Below are 22,877 nucleotides of genomic sequence, written 5' to 3' on the forward strand. Positions count from 1 at the left end.
TAATTAACAAAAAAATTAACATTTGTATATACAACTATAAAAAGTGTTACATTTGTACCAACAAATTACATATATACAAATATGAAAATTGAAGAAATTTTAAAAACAACTATACCAATGGATAATTCAAAAAAAATTATCCTTAATGTGTTGTACACACAAAATGTAATTACAGAAAACTTTAATGAATTATTAAAACCTCACGAAATATCAGGAGAACAATACAATGTACTTCGAATATTAAGAGGGCAAAAAGGAAATCCTGCAAATATGTGGGCTATTCAGGAGCGAATGTTAGCCAAGACCAGCAACACCACCCGATTAGTTGACAAACTACTATTGAAAGAGTTTGTCACTCGAAAAGTGTGTCCTGAAAACAGACGTAAAATAGAAGTTCTGATTACACAAAAAGGATTAGATGTTCTAGCAGTATTAGATCCTAAAGTTATAGCGCACGAACGGTTTTTCTCAAAAAATTTGAGTGCAGAGGAAATCATTCAATTAAATCAATTATTAGAAAAATACAGAAACCAATAAATAGTATATACAATATGAACACCTTTTTAGATCACCAAAATTGGAGATACGCCACCAAAAAATTTGACGCCACCAAGAAAATATCCAATGAAGATTTAAACATTCTAAAAGAAGCAATCCGTTTAAGTTCTTCTTCCTACGGATTGCAACCTTACAAAGTCATAATTGTTGAAAATCCTGAATTAAGAGCTAAAATTAGACCATCGGCCTGGGGACAATCACAAATTGTAGAGGCATCACACTTAATTATCTTTGCTAATGAAATTAACTTTGGCACAACTGGAATCGATAATTATTTTAAAAACACCAGTGAAACCAGACAAATTCCTTTAGAAAGTATGAAGGGATATCAAGAGCTGGTAATCAAAAACATTACGTCACTTTCCGAAGAAATGCGAAATATCTGGACGGCAAAACAAACGTATTTAGCTTTAGGAAATTTATTGAACGCCGCTGCTGAACTTAAAATTGATGCTACACCTATGGAAGGTTTTGTTCCCTCCGAGGTTAATGAAATATTAGGTCTGGACAAATTAGGATTAAATGCCACTTTAATAGCAACTATTGGCTACAGACACGAGGAAGATGCAACACAACACAACAAAAAAGTTAGAAAATCAAACGAAGAATTATTTATCACATTATAATTATTAATCAAATTCAAATTTAAACACTCAAACACATGAAAAAATTCAAATCAATCGCATTAGCATTAGTAGTAGTTTTATCTGCGGTATCTGTAACAGCCCAAACTAAAAAAGTTGATGTTGCAAAAAGCACCATCAACTGGACAGGAAAAAAAGTAACGGGACAACATGAAGGAACAATCAACCTGAAAGATGGCGCATTAGTTTTTAAAGGAAAAAAATTAGTTGGCGGTACCTTCAACGTAGACATGACCTCACTTTTGGCAACAGATTTAAAAGCAGGTCAAGGCAAAGAAAAATTAGAAGGCCACTTGAAATCAGAAGATTTTTTTGGAACTGAAAAATTTGCAACAGCAACTCTAGTATTCAAAAAACTAGTAACTAAAGCGCCTAATGTGTATACAGTAACTGGAGATTTAACAATTAAAGGAATTACGAAACCAGTTACTTTTGATTTAACCACAACCGCAAATACAGCTTCAAGTACTGTAATAATTGATAGAACAAAATATGATATCAAATACGGTTCCGGAAGTTTCTTTGACAACCTTGGAGACAAAGCAATCTCAGACGAATTTACTTTAGCTGTTGCTTTGAAATTCTAAATTTCAGTACATTTTGTTTTGAAACCCCAACAAGCAATTGTTGGGGTTTTATTTTTAATAATTCTAGTCTGTAAATTTATTTAACAAAAAAACTTTACCTTTCAACTTATTTAACGCTTAATGTTTTTGAAAAATCAAATTTCATTTCTATCTTTGTAACATGAAAACAATTTTAAACAATACTTGGTGGTGGAACAATTTACGTCAGTCGTCGTGAACTAAGCTCCTATAGTATTATTAAAACTATAAATATAAAAGGCTTGTCATCACGACAGGCCTTTTTTTGTTTCAAATTATAAATTAGAACGCACAGGATACATCCTGTTGCTATCAAATAATAAAAACATAATGAAAACTTTGATATTAAATACCAAATACAAACAAATCCTGGCAGATACGATAACTCCTGTCAGCGTATATCTCAAAATTCGTGATAAATTCCCAAATAGTTTACTACTGGAAAGCAGCGACTATCATGGTAATGACAACAGTTTCTCCTATATTTGTTGTAATCCGATTGCTTCCATAAAAATAGAAAATGAAATCATCTACAAAACATTTCCTGATGGGAGTTTTGAGAAAATTGAAATTGATGCCAACACCAATATCCCGCAAGTAATTCAAGAATTTTCAGGTCAATTCAAATCCGAGAAAAACGATTTTAAATTCATCAATAATGGACTTTTTGGATATATTTCGTACGATGCTGTTCGTTACTTTGAAAAAGTGTCTATTGCCAAAAAAGAAAATAGCAATACTATTCCTGATGTGTATTATGCCGTGTACCAAAACATAATTGCTATTAATCATTTCAAGAATGAGGCCTATATTTTTTGTCATAGTTTAGATGGTAAAAACAACATTTCAGAAATTGAACAATTATTACAATCCCGAAATATTGCTTCTTATAAATTTTCGAAACAAGGAGAAGGATTTTCAAATTTAACCGACGAAGAATTCAAACATAATGTGGCTTTAGCCAAAAAACATTGCTTTAGAGGTGATGTGTTCCAATTGGTTTTGTCCAGACGATTTACACAAGGGTTCAAGGGCGATGAATTCAATGTATATAGAGCATTGAGAAGCATTAATCCTTCGCCTTATTTATTCTTTTTTGATTACGGTGATTTCAAAATATTTGGTTCTTCGCCCGAAGCCCAAATTATTGTTAAAGACCGTAAAGCTGAAATTCATCCTATTGCAGGAACTTTTAAAAGAACGGGAGATGATGAAAAAGATGCCATTCTTGCCAAAGAGCTATCCATTGATAAAAAAGAAAATAGTGAACATGTGATGTTGGTGGATTTAGCCCGAAATGATTTGAGCCGCAACGGTCATAATGTGAATGTAGAGAAATACAGGGAGGTGCAGTTTTTCTCACATGTCATTCACTTAGTTTCAAAAGTAACCGGACATTTACATGAAAAAGCTTCTACAATGCAGGTTGTAGCCGATACTTTTCCAGCTGGAACATTGAGTGGCGCTCCCAAACACAGAGCCATGCAACTGATTGAGGAGTATGAAAAAACAAATCGTAATTTTTATGGTGGTGCTATAGGTTTTATGGATTTTGAAGGCAATTTTAATCATGCGATTATGATTCGGACTTTCCTTAGTAAAAACCATCAATTGCATTCTCAAGCCGGCGCCGGAATTGTAGCCAGTTCAGATGAAGAAAGCGAAATGCAGGAAGTATATAATAAATTGAGGGCCTTAAATGCCGCTTTGGATTTAGCAGAAACAATATAAATCCCCTCCCCAACCCTCCCCGAAGGGAAGGGAAGGAAAGGGAGCCAAATGTAAAAAAATTAGCAACTTATGAAGTTGTAAATAAAAATAACAATTAAAAAACCTATTTACCCCAATAGGTACTCCCCTCCTTCGGAGGGGTTGGGGGAGGAAAATGAAAAAAATACTAGTTATAGATAATTACGATAGTTTCACTTACAATTTAGTGCATTATCTGGAAGATTTAGATTGCGAAGTAACCGTTTATAGAAACGATGAATTTGATATTGATGAAATTGCCGTTTTCGATAAAATTCTTCTTTCGCCGGGACCCGGAATTCCGGATGAAGCGGGGTTACTCAAAGCAGTGATTCAAAAATATGGCCCTACAAAAAGTATTTTTGGGGTATGTTTAGGCCAACAAGCAATAGGTGAAGTCTACGGTGGGTCACTTTCTAATTTAGAAAAAGTCTACCACGGTGTGGCCACTAATGTAAAAACTGTTGTTGATGATGAGCTTTTATTTGAAGGGTTAGGAAAGGAATTTGAAGTAGGGCGGTACCATTCCTGGGTAGTTAATGCCAATTTACCGGATGTTCTAGAGGCAACTTCCTTTGATGAAAACGGGCAGGTAATGTCATTGCGCCACAAAACATACGATGTCCGTGGTGTACAATTTCATCCCGAAAGTGTGTTGACTCCAAATGGGAAAAAGATATTGGAGAATTGGGTTAAAAATTAGTCATAAAGTCAAATATCACAAAGTCGAAAGACTTTAAGACTTTAAGACTTTCAACTTTAAGACATATATAAAAATGAAAAATATATTAAACCGATTAATCAACCACGAAATGCTTTCGAAAGAAGAAGCAAAAAACGTATTAGTTAATATCTCCTACGGAAGTTACAACACCAGTCAGATAGCTGCTTTCCTTACCGTGTATATGATGCGAAGCATCAGCATTGAAGAGTTAGCCGGTTTTCGTGAAGCATTATTAGAACTGTGCATTCGTGTGGATTTATCTGCCTACAATACCATTGATTTATGTGGCACTGGTGGTGACGGGAAAGACACATTCAATATTTCAACTCTGGCTTCTTTTGTAGTTGCCGGAGCCGGAATAAGAGTAGCTAAACATGGTAATTACGGAGTATCCTCTATTTCTGGCTCGAGTAATGTAATGGAGAAACTAGGAATCAAATTCAGCAACGATTCTGATTTCTTAGAAAAAAGTATTGATAAAGCGGGAATTTGTATTCTACATGCTCCATTATTTCATCCAGCGATGAAAAACGTAGGACCTATTCGAAAAGAACTGGCGGTTAAAACATTCTTCAACATGCTGGGTCCCATGGTAAATCCATCATTTCCTAAAAATCAATTAGTAGGAGTGTTTAATTTAGAAATGGCCAGAATGTATGCGTATTTATATCAAAATACTGATGTGAACTTTACCATCCTGCATTCGCTTGACGGCTATGATGAAGTGTCCTTGACGGGACCTACAAAAACGATTACCAGCTCCATGGAAGGCATGATAAATCCGGAAGATTTTGGTGTTCGCCTTTTGCTGCAAAGCGAAATCGAAGGAGGGAAAACTATAGAGCAATCTGCTCAAATGTTTACTGATATCATTTCCGGAAAAGGAACTGAAGCACAAAATAATGTGATTTGTGCCAATGCGGCCATGGCAATTACAACCGTTACAAAATGTTCTCCTTTAGAAGGATTTCAAATAGCAAAAGAAAGTTTGCTATCCGGTAAAGGACTTGTAGCTTTGAAGAAATTGAAAGATTTAAGTAAATAAAAATAGTTTGAAGTTCAAGGTTTAAAGTTGTTTGCATTTCGAACAACTTTAAACCTTGAACAAAGAAAACTTTAAACAAAAAAATAAATGAATATTTTAGATAAAATCATAGTTGACAAAAAAAGAGAAGTCATTCTCAAGAAATCTATCATACCTGTTTCACAATTGGAAGCTTCCGTTTTCTTTGAAAAAAAAACTATTTCTTTGAGTGATAATTTACGAAACAGTACATCCGGAATTATTGCGGAGCACAAACGCCGTTCGCCTTCCAAAGCAGCAATAAATTATAGTTTTACTGTTGAAGAAGTAACCAAAGGCTATGAAAATGCTGGGGCTTGCGGAATTTCAGTATTGACAGATGGAAAATATTTTGGTGGTTCTTTAGACGATTTACTTTTGGCAAGAGCCACAGTAAATATACCATTATTGAGAAAAGAATTCATTGTTGATGACTATCAAATATTGGAAGCCAAAGCATACGGAGCCGATTTAATTCTACTTATCGCAGCAATTTTAACCAGAGAAGAAATCAAATCCTTGTCTGAATTTGCCAAAAGTTTAGGACTAGAAGTTTTACTGGAGGTACACAATCAAGAGGAACTGGAAAAATCGATTATGCCTACCTTAGATATGATTGGTGTAAACAATCGCAATCTAAAAACATTCGAAGTGAGTTTGGATTTCAGCAAGCAATTAGCAGCGCAAATCCCAAATGATTTTGTAAAAATTTCCGAAAGTGGGATTTCATCAGTTGAAGCGATTAAGGAATTAAAACCATTCGGATATAAAGGATTCCTGATTGGAGAAAACTTTATGAAAACTGATAATGCAGGTAAAGCTGCAACCGAATTTATCAGCCAACTATAAAACAACCCTGTTAAGGTTCAAAACTCTAAAAGGATTGAATTTAAAAAAAAACTGGAAATGAAAAAACAAACAGACCATCAAGACACTTCGACTCCATCCCCTTCGAGGTGGGCTGGGGTGGGGATAAAAATTTGCGGCATGAAATATCCCGATAATATAATCGAAATAGGGTCGTTCCTACCCGATTATATGGGATTTATATTCTGGGAGAAATCGGCTCGATATTTTGATGGTGTGATTCCAAATTTACCAAAATCAATTAAAAAAGTAGGAGTTTTTGTCAATGAAAGGACCGAAGTTATTTTGGCGAAAACCAATAAACACGATTTGCAGGCCATTCAATTGCACGGTCACGAATCCGTTGCCTTTTGCCAGGAATTAAAAAATAAAATTGATCCTAAAATTGATATTATAAAAGTATTCTCTGTTGATGATTCTTTTGATTTTGAGGAACTAAAACCGTTTGAAACCGTTTGTGATTATTTTCTTTTTGATACCAAAGGAAAATTACCCGGAGGCAACGGAACCACATTCAATTGGAAAGTATTAGAAAAGTATCCCTCAAGCAAACCGTTTTTCTTGAGTGGTGGAATCGGAATTGATGAAATGGGCGCTATAAATGAAATTTCGAAAACCAATTTACCGCTTTACGCCATTGATGTAAACAGTAAATTTGAGATAGAACCCGGTTTAAAAAACATACAATTGTGTAAAGACGCACTGCAGTACGTCTCTACAGATAATAAAATAAAAAAATAAAACTATGTCATACAACGTTAACGAAAAAGGCTATTACGGAGAATTTGGAGGCGCCTTCATTCCTGAAATGTTATATCCAAATGTGGAAGAATTACGTCAAAATTATTTAAAAATTACAGCTGAGCCTGAATTTCAGGCTGAATTTGATGCCTTGCTTAAAGAGTATGTTGGTCGCCCTACGCCTCTTTATTTTGCAAAACGGTTATCAGAACAATACAACACTAAAATCTACCTAAAAAGAGAAGATTTATGTCATACTGGCGCGCATAAAGTGAACAACACCATTGGACAAATTTTATTAGCCAAACGTTTGGGTAAAAAACGTATCATTGCCGAAACCGGTGCCGGGCAACATGGCGTAGCAACAGCAACTGTTTGTGCGTTAATGGGACTGGAATGCATCGTGTATATGGGTGAAATTGACATCAAACGTCAAGCGCCAAATGTAGCTCGTATGAAAATGTTGGGTGCCGAAGTGCGTCCGGCGCTTTCAGGATCAAAAACCTTAAAAGATGCCACAAACGAAGCCATTCGCGACTGGATTAACAATCCTGTAGACACCTATTATATCATTGGATCCGTCGTAGGACCACACCCTTATCCGGATATGGTGGCGCGTTTCCAAAGTGTTATTTCTAAGGAAATTAAAGAACAATTATTGGAAAAAGAAGGTCGTGAAAACCCTGACTATGTGATTGCCTGTGTAGGTGGTGGTAGCAATGCTGCCGGAGCCTATTATCATTTTCTGGATAATGAAGACGTGACTATTATTGCGGTCGAAGCAGCAGGATTAGGAGTCGATTCAGGCGAAAGTGCTGCTACATCGGCATTAGGGAAAGTAGGCGTTATTCACGGTAGTAAAACCCTGTTGATGCAAACTCCTGATGGTCAAATCACCGAGCCATATTCCATCTCGGCAGGATTGGATTATCCAGGCGTAGGTCCTATGCACGCTAATTTATTCGCTACTGGCAGAGCACAATTCATCTCCATAACGGATGATCAAGCCATGCAATGGGGGTTAAAATTATCCCAAATGGAAGGACTGATCCCCGCTATCGAAAGTGCGCATGCCTTTGCCGTTCTCGACCAAATGAAATTCAAAGCAGATGATATTGTTGTCATCAATCTTTCCGGTCGTGGCGATAAGGATTTGAATACTTATATTGATTATTTTAAATTATAGTTGATTTGGCCCTCCTTTTTTTAGGGTTTATCCCGAAATTATTTCGGGGCGTTCCCTCGCTTCCACTAACGTTACTGCGAGGTCAGGATTTTCGTTGCACTCTTTTTTATCTCGTTAAAAAACGAGACGAAAAAGGATTTTCACTGCAAACGAAGTTCACTGAACTCCAATAAAAAATAAGAGTTTAGTGAAGTAATCCTTAACGCAAACCCAACAACATAAAAATGACGTTCAATTCACATTTTAAAAATAGAAACTATGGAAAAATTATTCGCTTACAGCAGCTTACAAAATGTGGACATACAAAAAGATCTTTTTGGGCGTATTCTTGAGGGAACTCCTCAAACACTAATTGGTTACATCATAAAAGAAATCCAAATTGAAGAAGAATTTGGATTAGTGCACTACCCCATTATTACAGAAACCCAAAAACCGGAAGACACCATCAACGGAATGGTGTATTCCGTTTCTTCACAAGAACTTCGCCAAACGGATTTGTACGAAGGATTGCATTACAAACGTGTTGAAGTGCATTTGCAATCCGACCAAAAAGCTTGGGCGTACAGCGCCGCTATCTAAACATTCCAATTAAAACTCCAAGGTAAAAAAGATCCTAAAATAGAATAAAAAAATACGACAATGAACCGAATAAATCAAAAACTACAAGACACTAAGAAGATCCTTTCCATCTATTTCTCGGCAGGATATCCCAACCTTAACGATACCGTACAAATCATCCAGGATATAGAAAAAAGCGGGGTGGATATGATTGAAATAGGATTGCCGTTCAGTGATCCATTGGCTGATGGACCAACGATTCAAGCGAGTTCCACACAAGCATTGCACAACGGAATGACGACACAAGTTTTGTTTGACCAATTAAAAGACATTCGTAAAACAGTATCTATTCCTTTAGTGATTATGGGATATTTCAACCCAATGTTACAATACGGAATCGAGAATTTCTGCCAGAAATGTGCGGAGATTGGCATTGACGGGTTAATCATTCCCGATCTTCCCGTTGACGTATATGCAGATGAATATAAATTAACTTTCGAGAAATACGGATTGAAAAATATATTCTTAATTACACCACAAACTTCTGACGAGCGCATCAACTTTATTAACAGTGTATCTGATGCATTTATTTACATGGTAAGTTCCGCGAGCGTTACAGGATCACAATCCGGTTTTGGAAGCGTTCAAGAAGACTATTTCAAACGCATTGCCAAGATGAATCTGAAAAACCCTCAAGTAATAGGTTTTGGCATCAATAACAAGGAAACCTTTAATCAAGCCACTCAGTTTGCCAAAGGAGCAATTATAGGAAGCGCTTTCATTCAGCATTTAACTGAAAATGGTACCGGTAAAATCGAGGAATATATAAACGCAATTCGATAACTAATCTCTTTTATATAAAATCAAACGGCGTTTACAGTTCCTTTAAACGCCGTTTTTTTTAGGATCATTTAGTTAAGTACATGACAAAAAGTAAAACAGATTGTTTTCTAAAAACTTAAATCCTGTTAAAATAAATTTTGACAAGTAATCAAATCCATATTTAAAAACGTTTACTGCTCTTCTTCCATGTTTTTTTATTATTATTTGGATGTTTTCATCTAAATAGTCACCAATTTTATAACACCATACAAAAGCAATGATTGTCAAAGAAAATAGTTTCTCTAATCTTTCTAAATCGGATACATGAGTAGCCTTTTTTGTTTATATTTTAAAAAGGAGAAACCTGTGGAACTACCTCTTTTTAAGGAGCAGACAAAAAAATATTTTTCACTTGATGAAAGGCCCAAAAATTGATTTTTTTGAGCTATAGTGCAACTACATAAACGCGAATTAAATACCTAAAAATCAATTTAATAAAACAAAAATAATCCTTTGTTCTATTAATTATTAGTACCAAAAAGGGCTGTCGATTGACAGCCCTTTATAATTAATTAAATACTTAAATTAGAATTTATAGTTTAATGATAAATTAAACATTGTTCCTAATTGGCTAAAGTGGTATCCATCATACGTCATTTGAGAGTAACGTTGGTTGAAAGTAACCAAATTAGACTGATTTTTTACTTGAGCAGGATCGTTTAAAATAGCTCTTCCTGCAGCGTTTTCTGCTTTGAAATTCCATTCAGGAAGCACGTTTAATAAGTTATTCACGTTTAAAGATAATGTTAATTTATCAGTCGCTGTGAAATTAATACCTAAATCAGTAACGATTTTTGGAGTAAATTCAGTTCTTAAGTTAGCGTCCATACCATCTTGTTTGAAAATAGATTTCCCAAAGTAAGTGTTATTAAGGGAGAAACCAAATTTTCCAACTTCGTAATTCGCTCCTAAGATCCATTTTGTATTTGGTCTTGAAGTAAACGTTAATGCATCTAACGTTGCTCCAAAGTTATTACTAGCAACTGGAGAAATTCGCTCATTTTGAAAAGTTACGTTTCCAGATAAATTGAATCCAAGTTTACCAGATCCTAATATAATGTTATTGTAATTAGAAACTACATCTAAACCTGAAGTTCTAGAGTCAAATGAATTCTCAAACCAAGCTACATTACCAAATTCAGTATCCTGTCTGTCTCCTAAAACAATTCTATCTTCTACTTTAATGTTATAGTAATCTAATGTGAAATTAAAATTTTTCGTTGGTTTTGCTCCAATTCCGATAGTGATATTTGTTGATTTCTCAGCATCTAGCGGATCAATTCCTAATTTACGTGCTTGTGGTGAAACGTTATTTATAATTCCACTAACTTGAATTCCTTGTCCCGCAACGAATGAGTATTGTGATTTTTGCGTGTAAATTTGGTGTAATGTAGGTGCTCTAAATCCAGTAGAAATAGACCCTCTTAATGTAATTTTGTCATCTAAAAATTTATATCTAGAACTTAATTTCCAAACTGTTGCACCACCGAAATCGCTATAATCTTCATAACGAACAGTACCATTGATTAAGAAATCTTTGGTCACATCATAAGCAAGGTCAAAATAAGCTCCTAAATTATAACGATTCCATGATCCTGAATTTTCAGGTCGATTACCTGCAAATGAATCAGCTCCAATTCCGTCCCAAGATGCTTTATCCCCTTCAATTACTTCAAAAGTTTCTGTTCTCATCTCAGATCCAAAACCAATACTAACTTTGTCAGATAATATTTTAGAGACATCTAAGTTTCCTACAATATGATTGAAAGCAGTCCCTCCTGGTTTGAATGATATTGGGCTGTTTTCTCTGTAAACTTGAGCACCATTTCCATCTACAATGTTAGATCTATTCTGTGAGTTGTTTACAGAATATGATTGGGTGTTACCACCTACAGTAATACTCGCGTCAGTATTCCAGTCATTTTTAGTTGATTTGTAACCTAATGTTCCGTTATAGTCATTTAAATCCCCTTCAAAAGTAGGAACATATCCTTGGTAAGAAGCTGCAGTACCGTCACCAAATAAGTCTTTCAAATAAGGTGCAGATGCTAATGTTCTCCAATATGGAGTTCTGTAGTTAGCAAATGAATTTACTTTTTTGTAAACATAAGCGGCATTGTAATACAATTGAGATGTTTCGCTTAATTCACTTCCACCATTTACTAAGAATTTTGCAGCAGCAGTTTCAGGTGAACCATTAATATTCCCTGCATCTGGTTTTTTAGCTAAAAATGCCTGAACGTCTGATAGAGAAGCCCCAAAATCTGCTGCTTCACCAGCGGCATCTACAGTCCCTGGTCTGTTAGATAAATTAACTTTCGAAAAATCAATAGTATAATTTATAAATCCTTTTTCTCCTACCGTTGTTCCATTATTTAAACTTACACCTAGCATTTCGCCGTCACCAGCAGAAGTCATTCCACTTCTTACTGTTACTGATCCGTCACGTGTTCCTTTTTTTAAGATAATATTCATTACCCCAGCAATTGCATCAGAACCGTATTGAGCCGATGCACCATCACGAAGTATTTCCACTCTTTCGATTGCATCAGTAGGAATAGCAGAGATGTCAGCACCTGTTTCACCACGTCCCGGAGAGGTTTGTACATAAAGTAAAGAACTTAAATTTTTACGTTTCCCGTTGATAAGGATTAACGTTCTACTCGGTCCCATGTTTCTAATCTCATAAGGATCTAATAATGAAGTTGCATCATTTACCGGAGTCTGAACGGTGTTGAACGATGGAATCTTGTATTGTAAAGCTTTGTCAAAAGAAGCTTGCCCTGTTGAGGCTAAATCCTTTGCAGAAATAACATCAATAGGTAATGCTGATGTGGTATTACTTCTTGGCGCAGTTCTGCTTCCAGTAACTACAACTTCATTTAGATTTTGTCCACCTTCTTCTGATAAGACAACATTCAGCACAGCACTTGTAACTGCTTTTTCTAATTTAGCAAAACCTACATAGCTAAAAACTAAAGTAGCCCCGTCTTTAACTTTTATCTTGTATGCTCCATTCATATCAGTAGAAACCCCATTTTGAGTTCCCTTTTCAACAATGTTTACACCAGGCAAAGCATTGCCGGTGTTCTCTTTTACAACACCCGAGACTTCTTTTTGTGCAAAAAGAAACGAGATGTTTAATAGAAATAATAATAATGCAAATTTTCTCATAATAAGTTTTGTTTGATTTTTGGTTTGGTTTTAAATCGATCGCAATATAATTTTTTTTAACAAAATATTAGTAAATTTTTCGTTTTTTTATAAAAAATATTTCAGATACGTTTAATCTGAAATTTTACTTATTTAAACATTTTTAAAATCTTATCTTTGCATACTTTTAGCGGTAGCTACTAAATTTTACGTTTAGCGTGTCATTCAAAAAAAGCATTACAAAATCGTGATGAAATCTGTTTAAAAACAGCAAAAGTGACGATACTATACTCCATTAAAAATAAATATTATCTACATATGAAAGCAGGAATTGTAGGATTACCAAATGTTGGAAAATCAACATTATTCAATTGTTTATCCAATGCAAAAGCGCAAAGTGCCAACTTTCCTTTTTGCACCATCGAACCCAATATAGGTGTTGTAAATGTTCCGGATTCCAGAATGGAAAAACTGGAAGAATTAGTAAAACCAGAACGCGTGCAAATGGCAACTGTCGATATCGTTGATATTGCAGGATTAGTAAAAGGAGCTAGTAAAGGGGAAGGTTTAGGAAATCAATTCCTTGGAAACATTAGAGAATGTAATGCGATCATCCACGTTTTGCGCTGTTTTGATAACGATAACATTGTTCACGTTGACGGAAATGTAAATCCTATCCGCGACAAAGAAACCATAGACATCGAGCTGCAATTGAAGGATTTGGAGAATGTTGAAAAACGCTTAGAAAAAGTAAATCGTGCCGCTAAAACGGGAAATAAAGAAGCACAAACCGAAAAAGCTCTTTTAGACCGAATCAGAGAAACATTGCTTCAGGCAAAATCAGCTAGAATAGTAATTCCTCAAAACAATGATGAAGAGGTTTTGATGGAAGCGTTTCAGTTAATTACAGCAAAACCAGTTTTATACGTATGTAATGTTGATGAAAACTCAGCAGTAAATGGAAACAAATATGTGGATCAGGTTCGGGAATTGGTCAAAGATGAAGATGCGGAAGTAATTATTCTTTCGGTTGGTGCTGAAGCTGATATTACCGAATTAGAAAGCTACGAAGAGCGTCAGGTTTTTCTGGAAGATATGGGTTTAAGCGAACCCGGAGCCTCAGTCTTGATACGTGCAGCTTATAAATTATTGAAACAACAAACTTACTTTACAGCAGGTGTCAAAGAAGTTCGTGCTTGGACTATAGATGTTGGGGCAACTGCGCCACAAGCTGCAGGAGTAATTCACACTGATTTCGAAAAAGGATTTATCCGCGCCGAAGTGATTGCATACGAAGATTTTGTTCATTACGGTTCCGAAGCTAAATGTAAAGAAGCCGGGAAATTCAAAGTAGAAGGAAAAGAATACATCGTAAAAGATGGTGATGTGATGCATTTTAGATTCAACGTGTAAATAAGTCATAATATCCAAAGTCATAAAGTCGAAAGTTAGTATTAGCTTTCGACTTTTTTGTCCCCAATCCAGCTTTCCACTTCAAACGAAGTTCACTGAACTCCAATTAAAATAAAAGTTTAATGAAGTAATATTTCTCCAACAATCTCTTTTTTCTAAGACAAAAAAAGGAGCTTCCGCTGGTTACTCTTTTTGTCAAGAAAAAAATGAGATTGATCAGAAAAATGCTTTCCATTTCACTCTGGGGTAAAATTAATTTTGCAAATATCAGATTTCATAGTTTCATCTTTGTTTTCAAAATGGGTCAATCTGTGGCTAATTATTTTGGAGCTGAACCAATTTTTAGTACTTTTAGTCAAAATAAAGTATCATGAAAATAATCGCTTTTGGCGCAAGCCCCAGCAAAAACTCGATCAACAAAAAATTAGCGACTTACGCAGCGAATCTTTTTGAAAATGCAGTAGTTGAGGTGCTGGATTTAAACGATTTCCAAATGCCGATATTTACCGTCGATATAGAAAAAGAAATTGGTCAGCATGAATTAGCAAAATCATTTCTGGCTAAAATTGCCACTGCTGATATTCTAGTGGTATCCATGGCGGAAAATAACGGAAATTATTCTGCCGCTTTCAAAAATGTTTTTGATTGGTGTACCAGAATAAATGCGAAGGTTTTTCAGGAAAAACCCATGTTATTGATGGCTACTTCTCCCGGAGCCAAAGGTGGCGCAAGCGTTTTGGGAATTGCAAATAAGGCTTTCCCCTTTTATGGCGGAAACATAAAAGCGACTTTTTCATTGCCTAGTTTTGAGACTAATTTTGATGCGATAAATAATAAGATTTCTAATGCTGAATTAGACAATCAGTTGAAAGAGATTATCAAGATTTTTTAAATTCGAATATCAAAAATCAATTTCAATTTGAAATCGTTAATTCTAAATCGGTTGTCAATATCATTCTTAATAACTTTGATGACTTCCTGTTTTAAATTTTATCGAATTACACTACATTAGCACCAAATCCACAAAACCTACAATGTCCGATCAAAATCAATATACCGAAGACAACATTCGGTCACTCGACTGGAAAGAACATATTCGCATGCGTCCCGGAATGTACATCGGAAAATTAGGCGACGGCTCCTCTTCAGATGACGGAATTTATATTCTGCTGAAAGAAGTACTCGATAACTGTATCGATGAATTTGTTATGGGTGCTGGAAAAACAATCGAGGTCACTATCAAAGATAAAACCGTTACGGTCAGGGATTATGGACGTGGAATTCCTTTGGGAAAAGTGATTGATGTAGTTTCCAAAATGAATACCGGCGGAAAATATGATTCGCTTGCGTTTAAAAAATCAGTTGGTCTGAACGGAGTAGGGACAAAAGCAGTCAATGCGTTGTCTAATTATTTTAGAGTAGAATCCGTTAGGGATGAAAAACAAAAAGCAGCAGAATTCTCAGCAGGAAACCTTGTTCTCGAAGAAGATATTATCGAAACCACCAAGCGAAAAGGAACCAAAGTTACTTTTATTCCAGATGAAGCAATTTTCAAAAATTATAAATACCGATATGAATATGTAATCAAAATGCTCAAAAATTATTGTTACTTAAACAATGGTTTGACAATTCTTTTCAACGGTGAAAAATATTTTTCAGAAAATGGTCTGAAAGATTTATTAGAAGAAACTATTCATGCTGAGGATTTAGAATATCCTATCATTCACTTGAAGGGTGAGGATATCGAAATTGCTTTGACGCACAGCAAAACCCAATACAGCGAAGAATACCATTCGTTTGTAAACGGACAAAACACGACTCAAGGCGGAACACATTTAGCAGCCTACCGGGAAGCAATTGTTAAAACCATCAGGGAGTTTTACAACAAGAGTTTTGAAGCTTCTGATGTTCGAAAATCAATCGTTACAGCGATCAGCATCAAAGTAATGGAGCCGGTTTTTGAGTCGCAAACCAAAACTAAATTGGGTTCAACTGACATGGGATCCGAACCGGGAATGCCTTCCGTGCGTACTTTTGTAAACGATTTTGTGAAAACCAAATTGGACAATTACTTGCATAAAAATCCACCAACCGCAGAAGCATTATTACGAAAAATTATTCAAGCCGAAAGAGAGCGCAAAGAATTGTCCGGAATACGAAAATTAGCGACAGATCGTGCCAAAAAAGCAAATCTGCACAATAAAAAATTAAGAGATTGTAGGGCGCATCTCCCAGATACTAAAAACCCTAAAAATCTGGAAAGCACGCTTTTTATTACCGAAGGAGATTCTGCATCCGGATCCATTACTAAATCGCGCAATGTAAATACGCAAGCCGTTTTTAGTTTGCGTGGTAAGCCTTTGAATTCCTATGGAATGAGCAAGAAAATTGTATATGAAAATGAAGAGTTCAATTTGCTGCAAGCGGCACTGGATATTGAAGATGGCTTAGAAAAATTGCGGTATAACAACATCGTAATTGCTACAGATGCGGATGTTGATGGAATGCATATTCGCTTGTTATTGATTACTTTTTTCCTGCAGTTTTTCCCTGAATTGATAAAAGAAGGGCATTTATACATTTTGCAAACGCCACTTTTCAGGGTTAGAAACAAGAAAGAAACCATTTATTGTTACTCTGATGAGGAACGAAGAAATGCTATTGAAAAATTAAAACCAAAACCAGAAATTACCCGATTCAAAGGACTAGGTGAAATTTCACCGGATGAGTTCAAAAATTTCATTGGCGAAAGCATTCGTTTAGAACCCATTATGATGGATAAAAACACTTCGATTGAGCAATTATTGTCATTCTATATGGGCAAGAATACGCCGGACAGACAGGAATTTATCATCAAGAATTTGAAGGTGGAATTAGATGTGATTGAGAAAATTTAAATAATTATAAAATGCCTACAAAAAGAATACTTATTCTTATTGCCCTACTATTTGTGATCAGTTTTTCAGCTACTTTTTTTATTATAAAGAGCAATGATCACAAGGAATGTGAAACAGTAGTAAAAAAAGAGTTGGATAAAAATGGAAATAGTGTCACAAAAGAAGAGCATATTTGTAAAGAAAAATATTCGTTTTAGCATTTTAAGACAAAAAATATAATTAACTACTATTCAATAGAATATATTTAATGAAAGACGAAGAAAATACAATTCCAAATAATTCTCAAAATAAAATTTTATTTTCTCAAGTGGTCACGCTGTTGCAAAATACCCGTCAACAGGTTTTACGTACCGTAAATTCAACAATGGTTTACACCTATTTTGAAATGGGAAGAATGATTGTTGAAGAAGAGCAAAGCGGAAAAGAACGAGCTGAATGCGGAAAGCAACTACTAAAAGGACTTTCTGAACAGTTGACTATTCAGTTTGGAAAAGGGTTTTCGATTCGGAATTTAGAACAAATAAAACAATTTTACATAACTTATTCAAAATCCGATTCATTGACCCGGATTTTAGAAATTCGAAATTCGCAATCACTGACTGCGGAATTCAAATTTCAAAAAGCGCAGACAGTGTCTGTAGATTTAAATAAATTAAATTATCAAAAAATTTCAGGATTCTTAAATGTTTTATACTGATTGATTTAAAAATAGGAGAATTAAAACACCAAGATTTGTGACAAATGCAAATGTATGTCAATTAAGATGACCGAGAAATGCGTTTTGAAGATGAAAATAAAACCATAGGAATTGTACTGTGCCAAAACAAAAGTGATTTGGTTTTAGAATATACTTTACCTGAAAAGAATGAGCAAATTTTTGCTAGCAAATACAAAACAATTCTGCTAAGCAGATAAGATTTAATACAATTAATTTCGGAATCAAGATAATGAAAGACGAAGAAGACGATAACATATTACCAGAAGGTCAGGAAGAAGATAATTCGATTAATGAAAATCAATCTGAAGAAAAAACCTCGAAAGGCCAGCATTTTTACGACAATCAAGAAGACGGCAACGATACCATTACCAAAGTTACGGGAATGTATAAGGACTGGTTTCTGGATTATGCCTCGTATGTAATATTAGAGCGTGCCGTACCGGCTATTGAAGATGGTTTTAAACCGGTGCAACGCCGTATCATGCACTCTTTGAAGGAGCTGGATGATGGTCGTTACAATAAAGTGGCCAATGTTGTTGGGCACACCATGCAATATCATCCTCACGGAGATCAGAGTATCGGTGATGCGATGGTGCAAATAGGGCAAAAAGAATTACTGATTGATTGTCAAGGTAACTGGGGAAATATTCTGACAGGTGATGGTGCTGCGGCTTCGCGTTACATTGAAGCACGTTTGTCTAAATTTGCTTTAGAAGTGTTGTACTCTCCAAAAATTACCGATTGGGGTGTGTCCTATGACGGAAGACGGGCAGAACCCAATAACCTGCCAGTTAAATTCCCATTATTATTAGCTTCCGGAGCCGAGGGAATCGCAGTAGGTCTTTCTACGAAAGTATTGCCTCATAATTTTAATGAATTAATCGATTCATCGATAAAAATATTAAAGGGAAAACCGTTTACTTTATATCCTGATTTCTTGACACAGGGAATTGCAGATGTATCCAATTATAACGATGGATTGCGTGGTGGACGTATCCGTGTGCGAGCCAGAATTAGTCAGCTAGATAAAAATACTTTGGTAATTACCCAGATTCCGTTTTCGACCAATACGACGACTTTGATTGACAGTATTTTGAAAGCCAATGAAAAAGGGAAAATCAAAATCAAGAAAATTGAAGATAACACCGCTGCTGAGGTCGAAATATTAATTCATCTTTTTCCGGGTGTTTCTCCTGATAAAACCATTGATGCATTGTTTGCCTTTACGGCCTGTGAAACTTCGGTGGCACCATTAGGCTGTGTGATTGAAGACAACAAACCGCTGTTTATTGGAGTCTCTGCGATGTTGAAAATTTCGACCAACAGAACGGTCCAATTACTGAAAAGCGAACTCGAAATCCAGTTGAGTGAATTAGAGGAGCAATGGCATTTTCTTTCTTTGGAACGTATATTTATCGAAAATAAAATCTATCGTGATATTGAAGAACAGACCACTAAGGAAGGCGTCATTAAAGCGGTAGATGATGGACTGAAACCCTACATTAAACACCTGAAGCGCGCCGTTACCGAAGACGATATTCTGCGTTTATTGGACATCCGAATCATGCGTATTTCTAAATTTGACAGCAACAAGGCTCAAGATAAAATTCAAGCGCTGGAAGGAGATATTGAACAAGTGAAACACGATTTAGAACATCTGATTGATTTTGCTATAGCCTATTTCACACGATTAAAAGAGAAATATGGTAAAGGGAGAGAACGTCAAACTGAGCTTCGTGTTTTTGATGATATCGAAGCCACGAAGGTAGTCCTTAGAAATACTAAATTGTACGTAAACAGAGAAGAAGGTTTTGTAGGAACGAGTTTAAAAAAAGACGAATATGTTACAGACTGTTCTGATATTGACGATGTAATTGTTTTTCTGCGTGACGGAAAAATGATAATTACCAAGGTAGATGCGAAAACCTTTGTGGGAAAAGATATCATTCATATTGCCATTTTTGACAAAAGTGATAAACGGACCATTTACAATACGATTTACCGTGACGGAAAATCAGGACCTTCTTATATAAAACGGTTCAATGTTTCAGGTGTGACTAGAGACAAAGCGTATGATCTGACGAATGAAAGTACAGGATCACAAGTGGTGTATTTCTCCTGTAATCCAAACGGAGAGGCAGAAGTAATTACCATTATGTTGCGTCAGGTGGGAACTGTCAAAAAACTAAAATTCGACATTGATTTTGCGAGTTTAGCTATAAAAGGAAGAGGTTCGAAAGGAAATTTAGTCACTAAATATCCAATCAAGAAAATTGAATTAAAAGAAAAAGGAATTTCAACATTATTGCCTCGAAAAGTATGGTTTGATGAAACCGTACAAAGACTTAATGTGGATGGAAGAGGAGAACTGTTAGGCGAATTTAGACCTAATGATAAAATTTTGATCCTTTCGCAATCCGGAAAAGTAAAGGTAATTACACCAGAATTATCTACACATTTCGATGAAGATATGATCGTTTTAGAAAAATGGATTCCAAAAAAACCAATTTCAGCCATTTATTATGATGGTGAAAAAGAACGTTACTACATCAAACGCTTTTTGGTGGAAACCGAAAACAAAGAGGAAAGTTTTATTACAGAACATGCTAATTCACATCTTGAAATTGTATCAACAGAGTATCGTCCAGTAGCTGAATTAGTTTTCACAAAAGTGAAAGGCGTTCAAAAAGAAAATATAACTGTAGATATAGAGTCGTTTATTGCACTCAAAGGATTTAAAGCACTAGGGAATCAATTAACCGCTGATAAGTTAAAACAAGTAAACCTGCTGGACTCTTTGCCTTATGAAGCACCGGAGGAAATTATTGCGGAAGAATTGGAAGTAAAAGGGGAAACTAATGCTGACGATTCAGGCATACAGCGCGATGATGACGGTCAGATAATATTAAGTTTAGAATAAAAAAAATGCTCCGATTTGGAGCATTTTTTTTATAAATAATTATTTTTTCTTTCTCATTTTCATGTTTAGGAACTCGACAGCCAATGAAAAGGCAATTGCAAAATACAAATAAGCTTTAGGAACCACTCCTACAGATTGGCCTACCAATACTGCTTCGGATAAGTGCATACTCTCCGTGATCAGCATAAAACCAATCAGAATTAAAAATGCCAAACCTAAAATCTGTATAGATGGATTGTTGTTTACAAACGTTCCAACCGGCACCGCAAACAGCATCATAACCCCAACAGAAATTAAAACAGCCGTAATCATAATATACAATGCACCTTCCAGTCCGTTAGTCATGCCTACAGCAGTCAAAATACTGTCTACGGAGAAAATAAGGTCAATCAACAAAATCTGGACAATAACGTTAGCAAATGATTTTGCCGCCGAAGTTTTTAAATTTTTTTCTTCTTCTCCTTTATGGTCTACTTTTTCGTGAATTTCCTTGGTACTTTTGTAAATCAGAAATATACCACCGGCCAATAATATCATCGCTTGCCCGTTAAAATGAGCAGAGAACCAACCCCAATCCACACTAAACCACGGTTCTTTCATTGCAATAAGAAGTGTAATCCCAAATAACAACGCAATTCGCATGAACATGGCTAGAAATAAACCAATTTGCGTCGCTTTTTTTCGTTTTTCAACGGGTAATTTTCCTGTAACAATCGAGATAAAGATGATATTATCAATACCCAGTATGATTTCTAGAAACGTCAATGTTAACAGTGCTACCCAAGCATCAGGATTTAAAAATACTTCCATTTTATGTAGTTATAATTGTTTGATTTAAAATATTTAATCCGAAATCTTTGTTACTGTTCCTCTTTGTTTGGCATCAGAACCAACCATTCCAAACTCAAAGGTATACGATTTTTTTGATGTAGTCAAAATTTTCATACCAATAGCTTTTTCTTCAGCCATGTTTTTAGGATGCAGTTTTTGCAGTACATATTCGCAATCACTGATCCAACGAATGGAAGCTGTATCCGTTTTTCCTTCAAAAGTCTCAATTTCAATACTGTCGTTGCGCTCAAAAAAAGCCGTTTTCGTAACACCGTCTACGTCATATTCAAATTTGAATTTTCCGGTTTTAAAATCTTTGCAGTTGCGCTCTGTAGTATAACAAGACAACAGCAATAGCAGTGGGAGAAGAAATATTATTTTTTTCATTTTTATTTTTTTTAGTACCTAATCCAGCTGTGCGTTGCAACTCCCAATGCTTAATTTTTTTTTCTATTGACAAAAAAGGAACTTCTTTTAGTCGTTCTTTTTAGTCAAGAAAAAATAGCTTTAAGCCTTGCTTGGTTTTCACTTCCATCTGGGGTAGTAGATTATTGTATTTTAATATCATATTTGTCCAGAAGACCAATAATTCCTTGTGTCGAAAATTTTGCTTTTTTCATCGGATTGAATTCAGGATCAATTTTAAAATCAGTTGCTTTTGAAAAATCGGCTCCAGCTAATTGCGTATTATTAAAAACAGCACCATCCAGATTGCTATTGTCAAAAACGGAACTCGTAAGATTGGTCCCAACAAAACCTACTTCTCTTAACGAACAGGAAATGAATTTTGTCTTTGGCATTTTTTTATTGGCAAACGAAGAATAATCCAAAACACATTCCTGAAAACTGACATTAAACAAGAAATCATCACATTCTTCAAATTGAATTCCAAGCAATTTACAGTTTTTGAATTGTATTCCTTTTAAGCTAGTTCCGGATAATTTAGTCATAGCCAGATTACAATCAATAAACTCGCAATCCATGAAACTGCTATAAGAAAAATCACTATTGGATAAATCGCAGTTTCTAAATACGCAATCCTCAAATTCTCTGTTATTTACTTTTTTATCGACGTAAATAATTTTTTCGAATGTTTTTTGAACGTGAATTAGGTTTTCCATTAGTCATTAAATAAACTTTTCATAATTGTTTTTAGTCCCAAATACATCAAATACATTGCACTGATGCAGGTAATGATACCTATTGCTAAAACTAAATAGTGCCAAACATTGTGTTGATTCATAAAAGCATTAGTAATGACAATTGGACCAATAAACAGCAAAGGCAAAGCACCTGCCAAATATTTAATTCCTTTAGATAAAAGTTCTTTGTTGGTTGCCATTTTTCTTGTTTATAGGTTTACTCTTC

The 22,877-nt window shown here is 35.2% G+C and carries 23 protein-coding genes; 18 read left to right on the forward strand and 5 right to left on the reverse strand.

Annotated features, from left to right (window positions below):
• Nucleotides 1–81: 81 nt before the first annotated feature.
• The 11 genes from EKL98_RS14295 (at nt 82) to trpA (ending at nt 9,538) form a co-directional block, all read left to right on the forward strand.
• Nucleotides 82–537 carry a MarR family winged helix-turn-helix transcriptional regulator gene (locus tag EKL98_RS14295; protein WP_126463024.1) on the forward strand — a complete coding sequence of 152 codons (456 nt, stop codon included), beginning with the start codon at nt 82–84 and terminating at the stop codon, nt 535–537.
• A gap of 14 nt (nt 538–551) precedes the next feature.
• Complete coding sequence (locus tag EKL98_RS14300) at nt 552–1,184, forward strand: NAD(P)H-dependent oxidoreductase (RefSeq protein ID WP_126562960.1); 633 nt, start codon at nt 552–554, stop codon at nt 1,182–1,184.
• Nucleotides 1,185–1,219: 35 nt separating this feature from the next.
• Nucleotides 1,220–1,789 (forward strand): YceI family protein, encoded by a 570-nt coding sequence (locus EKL98_RS14305; protein ID WP_126463028.1) that lies wholly within the window; start codon nt 1,220–1,222, stop codon nt 1,787–1,789.
• A 348-nt stretch (nt 1,790–2,137) separates the two neighbouring features.
• Nucleotides 2,138–3,538, forward strand: coding sequence for an anthranilate synthase component I family protein (locus tag EKL98_RS14310; RefSeq protein WP_126463030.1), 1,401 nt, complete (start codon nt 2,138–2,140; stop codon nt 3,536–3,538).
• Nucleotides 3,539–3,692: 154 nt separating this feature from the next.
• On the forward strand, nt 3,693–4,259 hold the full coding sequence (locus EKL98_RS14315; protein ID WP_126463032.1) for an anthranilate synthase component II: 567 nt from the start codon (nt 3,693–3,695) through the stop codon (nt 4,257–4,259).
• A gap of 73 nt (nt 4,260–4,332) precedes the next feature.
• Nucleotides 4,333–5,325, forward strand: a complete 993-nt coding sequence (gene trpD / locus EKL98_RS14320) for an anthranilate phosphoribosyltransferase (RefSeq protein WP_126562961.1) — start codon at nt 4,333–4,335, stop codon at nt 5,323–5,325.
• 87 nt (nt 5,326–5,412) lie between these two features.
• On the forward strand, nt 5,413–6,192 hold the full coding sequence (gene trpC, locus EKL98_RS14325; protein ID WP_126463036.1) for an indole-3-glycerol phosphate synthase TrpC: 780 nt from the start codon (nt 5,413–5,415) through the stop codon (nt 6,190–6,192).
• 117 nt (nt 6,193–6,309) lie between these two features.
• Nucleotides 6,310–6,951 carry a phosphoribosylanthranilate isomerase gene (locus tag EKL98_RS14330; protein WP_449404011.1) on the forward strand — a complete coding sequence of 214 codons (642 nt, stop codon included), beginning with the start codon at nt 6,310–6,312 and terminating at the stop codon, nt 6,949–6,951.
• Between the two features lie 4 nt (nt 6,952–6,955).
• Nucleotides 6,956–8,137 (forward strand): tryptophan synthase subunit beta, encoded by a 1,182-nt coding sequence (gene trpB, locus EKL98_RS14335; RefSeq protein ID WP_126463038.1) that lies wholly within the window; start codon nt 6,956–6,958, stop codon nt 8,135–8,137.
• A gap of 258 nt (nt 8,138–8,395) precedes the next feature.
• Nucleotides 8,396–8,716 carry a gamma-glutamylcyclotransferase family protein gene (locus EKL98_RS14340; protein ID WP_126463040.1) on the forward strand — a complete coding sequence of 107 codons (321 nt, stop codon included), beginning with the start codon at nt 8,396–8,398 and terminating at the stop codon, nt 8,714–8,716.
• Between the two features lie 60 nt (nt 8,717–8,776).
• Nucleotides 8,777–9,538 carry a tryptophan synthase subunit alpha gene (trpA, locus tag EKL98_RS14345; RefSeq protein WP_126562962.1) on the forward strand — a complete coding sequence of 254 codons (762 nt, stop codon included), beginning with the start codon at nt 8,777–8,779 and terminating at the stop codon, nt 9,536–9,538.
• 564 nt (nt 9,539–10,102) lie between these two features.
• Here trpA and EKL98_RS14350 read toward each other — a convergent pair.
• Nucleotides 10,103–12,751, reverse strand: coding sequence for a TonB-dependent receptor (locus EKL98_RS14350; RefSeq protein WP_126553551.1), 2,649 nt, complete (start codon nt 12,749–12,751; stop codon nt 10,103–10,105).
• Nucleotides 12,752–13,048: 297 nt separating this feature from the next.
• Here EKL98_RS14350 and ychF point away from each other — a divergent pair, with 297 nt between their 5' ends.
• The 7 genes from ychF (at nt 13,049) to EKL98_RS14385 (ending at nt 20,678) form a co-directional block, all read left to right on the forward strand.
• On the forward strand, nt 13,049–14,143 hold the full coding sequence (gene ychF, locus EKL98_RS14355) for a redox-regulated ATPase YchF (protein WP_126463046.1): 1,095 nt from the start codon (nt 13,049–13,051) through the stop codon (nt 14,141–14,143).
• Between the two features lie 370 nt (nt 14,144–14,513).
• Nucleotides 14,514–15,035 carry an NADPH-dependent FMN reductase gene (locus tag EKL98_RS14360; protein WP_126562963.1) on the forward strand — a complete coding sequence of 174 codons (522 nt, stop codon included), beginning with the start codon at nt 14,514–14,516 and terminating at the stop codon, nt 15,033–15,035.
• A gap of 142 nt (nt 15,036–15,177) precedes the next feature.
• Nucleotides 15,178–17,040, forward strand: a complete 1,863-nt coding sequence (locus EKL98_RS14365) for a DNA topoisomerase IV subunit B (protein ID WP_126463051.1) — start codon at nt 15,178–15,180, stop codon at nt 17,038–17,040.
• An 11-nt stretch (nt 17,041–17,051) separates the two neighbouring features.
• Nucleotides 17,052–17,237 (forward strand): hypothetical protein, encoded by a 186-nt coding sequence (locus EKL98_RS14370; RefSeq protein ID WP_126553547.1) that lies wholly within the window; start codon nt 17,052–17,054, stop codon nt 17,235–17,237.
• 50 nt (nt 17,238–17,287) lie between these two features.
• Nucleotides 17,288–17,737 (forward strand): DUF1016 N-terminal domain-containing protein, encoded by a 450-nt coding sequence (locus tag EKL98_RS14375; protein ID WP_126562964.1) that lies wholly within the window; start codon nt 17,288–17,290, stop codon nt 17,735–17,737.
• Between the two features lie 77 nt (nt 17,738–17,814).
• On the forward strand, nt 17,815–17,955 hold the full coding sequence (locus tag EKL98_RS18150) for a PDDEXK nuclease domain-containing protein (protein WP_231507362.1): 141 nt from the start codon (nt 17,815–17,817) through the stop codon (nt 17,953–17,955).
• A 32-nt stretch (nt 17,956–17,987) separates the two neighbouring features.
• The gene (locus EKL98_RS14385) at nt 17,988–20,678 is read left to right on the forward strand and encodes a DNA gyrase/topoisomerase IV subunit A (RefSeq protein WP_126463056.1); all 2,691 of its coding nucleotides are present in this window, start codon (nt 17,988–17,990) and stop codon (nt 20,676–20,678) included.
• Between the two features lie 39 nt (nt 20,679–20,717).
• Here the strand turns inward: EKL98_RS14385 and EKL98_RS14390 are convergent, their stop codons facing one another.
• The 4 genes from EKL98_RS14390 to EKL98_RS14405 form a co-directional block, all read right to left on the reverse strand.
• Nucleotides 20,718–21,488 carry a TerC family protein gene (locus EKL98_RS14390; protein WP_126463058.1) on the reverse strand — a complete coding sequence of 257 codons (771 nt, stop codon included), beginning with the start codon at nt 21,486–21,488 and terminating at the stop codon, nt 20,718–20,720.
• Between the two features lie 33 nt (nt 21,489–21,521).
• The gene (locus EKL98_RS14395; RefSeq protein ID WP_126463060.1) at nt 21,522–21,896 is read right to left on the reverse strand and encodes a DNA topoisomerase IV; all 375 of its coding nucleotides are present in this window, start codon (nt 21,894–21,896) and stop codon (nt 21,522–21,524) included.
• 161 nt (nt 21,897–22,057) lie between these two features.
• Entirely contained in the window at nt 22,058–22,630 is a 573-nt protein-coding gene (locus EKL98_RS14400) for a pentapeptide repeat-containing protein (protein WP_126562965.1), read from the reverse strand.
• A complete protein-coding gene (locus EKL98_RS14405) occupies nt 22,630–22,851 on the reverse strand; it encodes a DUF6095 family protein (RefSeq protein ID WP_126463064.1) in 222 nt (73 codons plus the stop codon). Before EKL98_RS14405 ends, EKL98_RS14400 begins: the two co-directional genes overlap by 1 nt.
• Between the last annotated feature and the right edge of the window lie 26 nt (nt 22,852–22,877).

This window comes from Flavobacterium bomense (assembly GCF_003970355.1).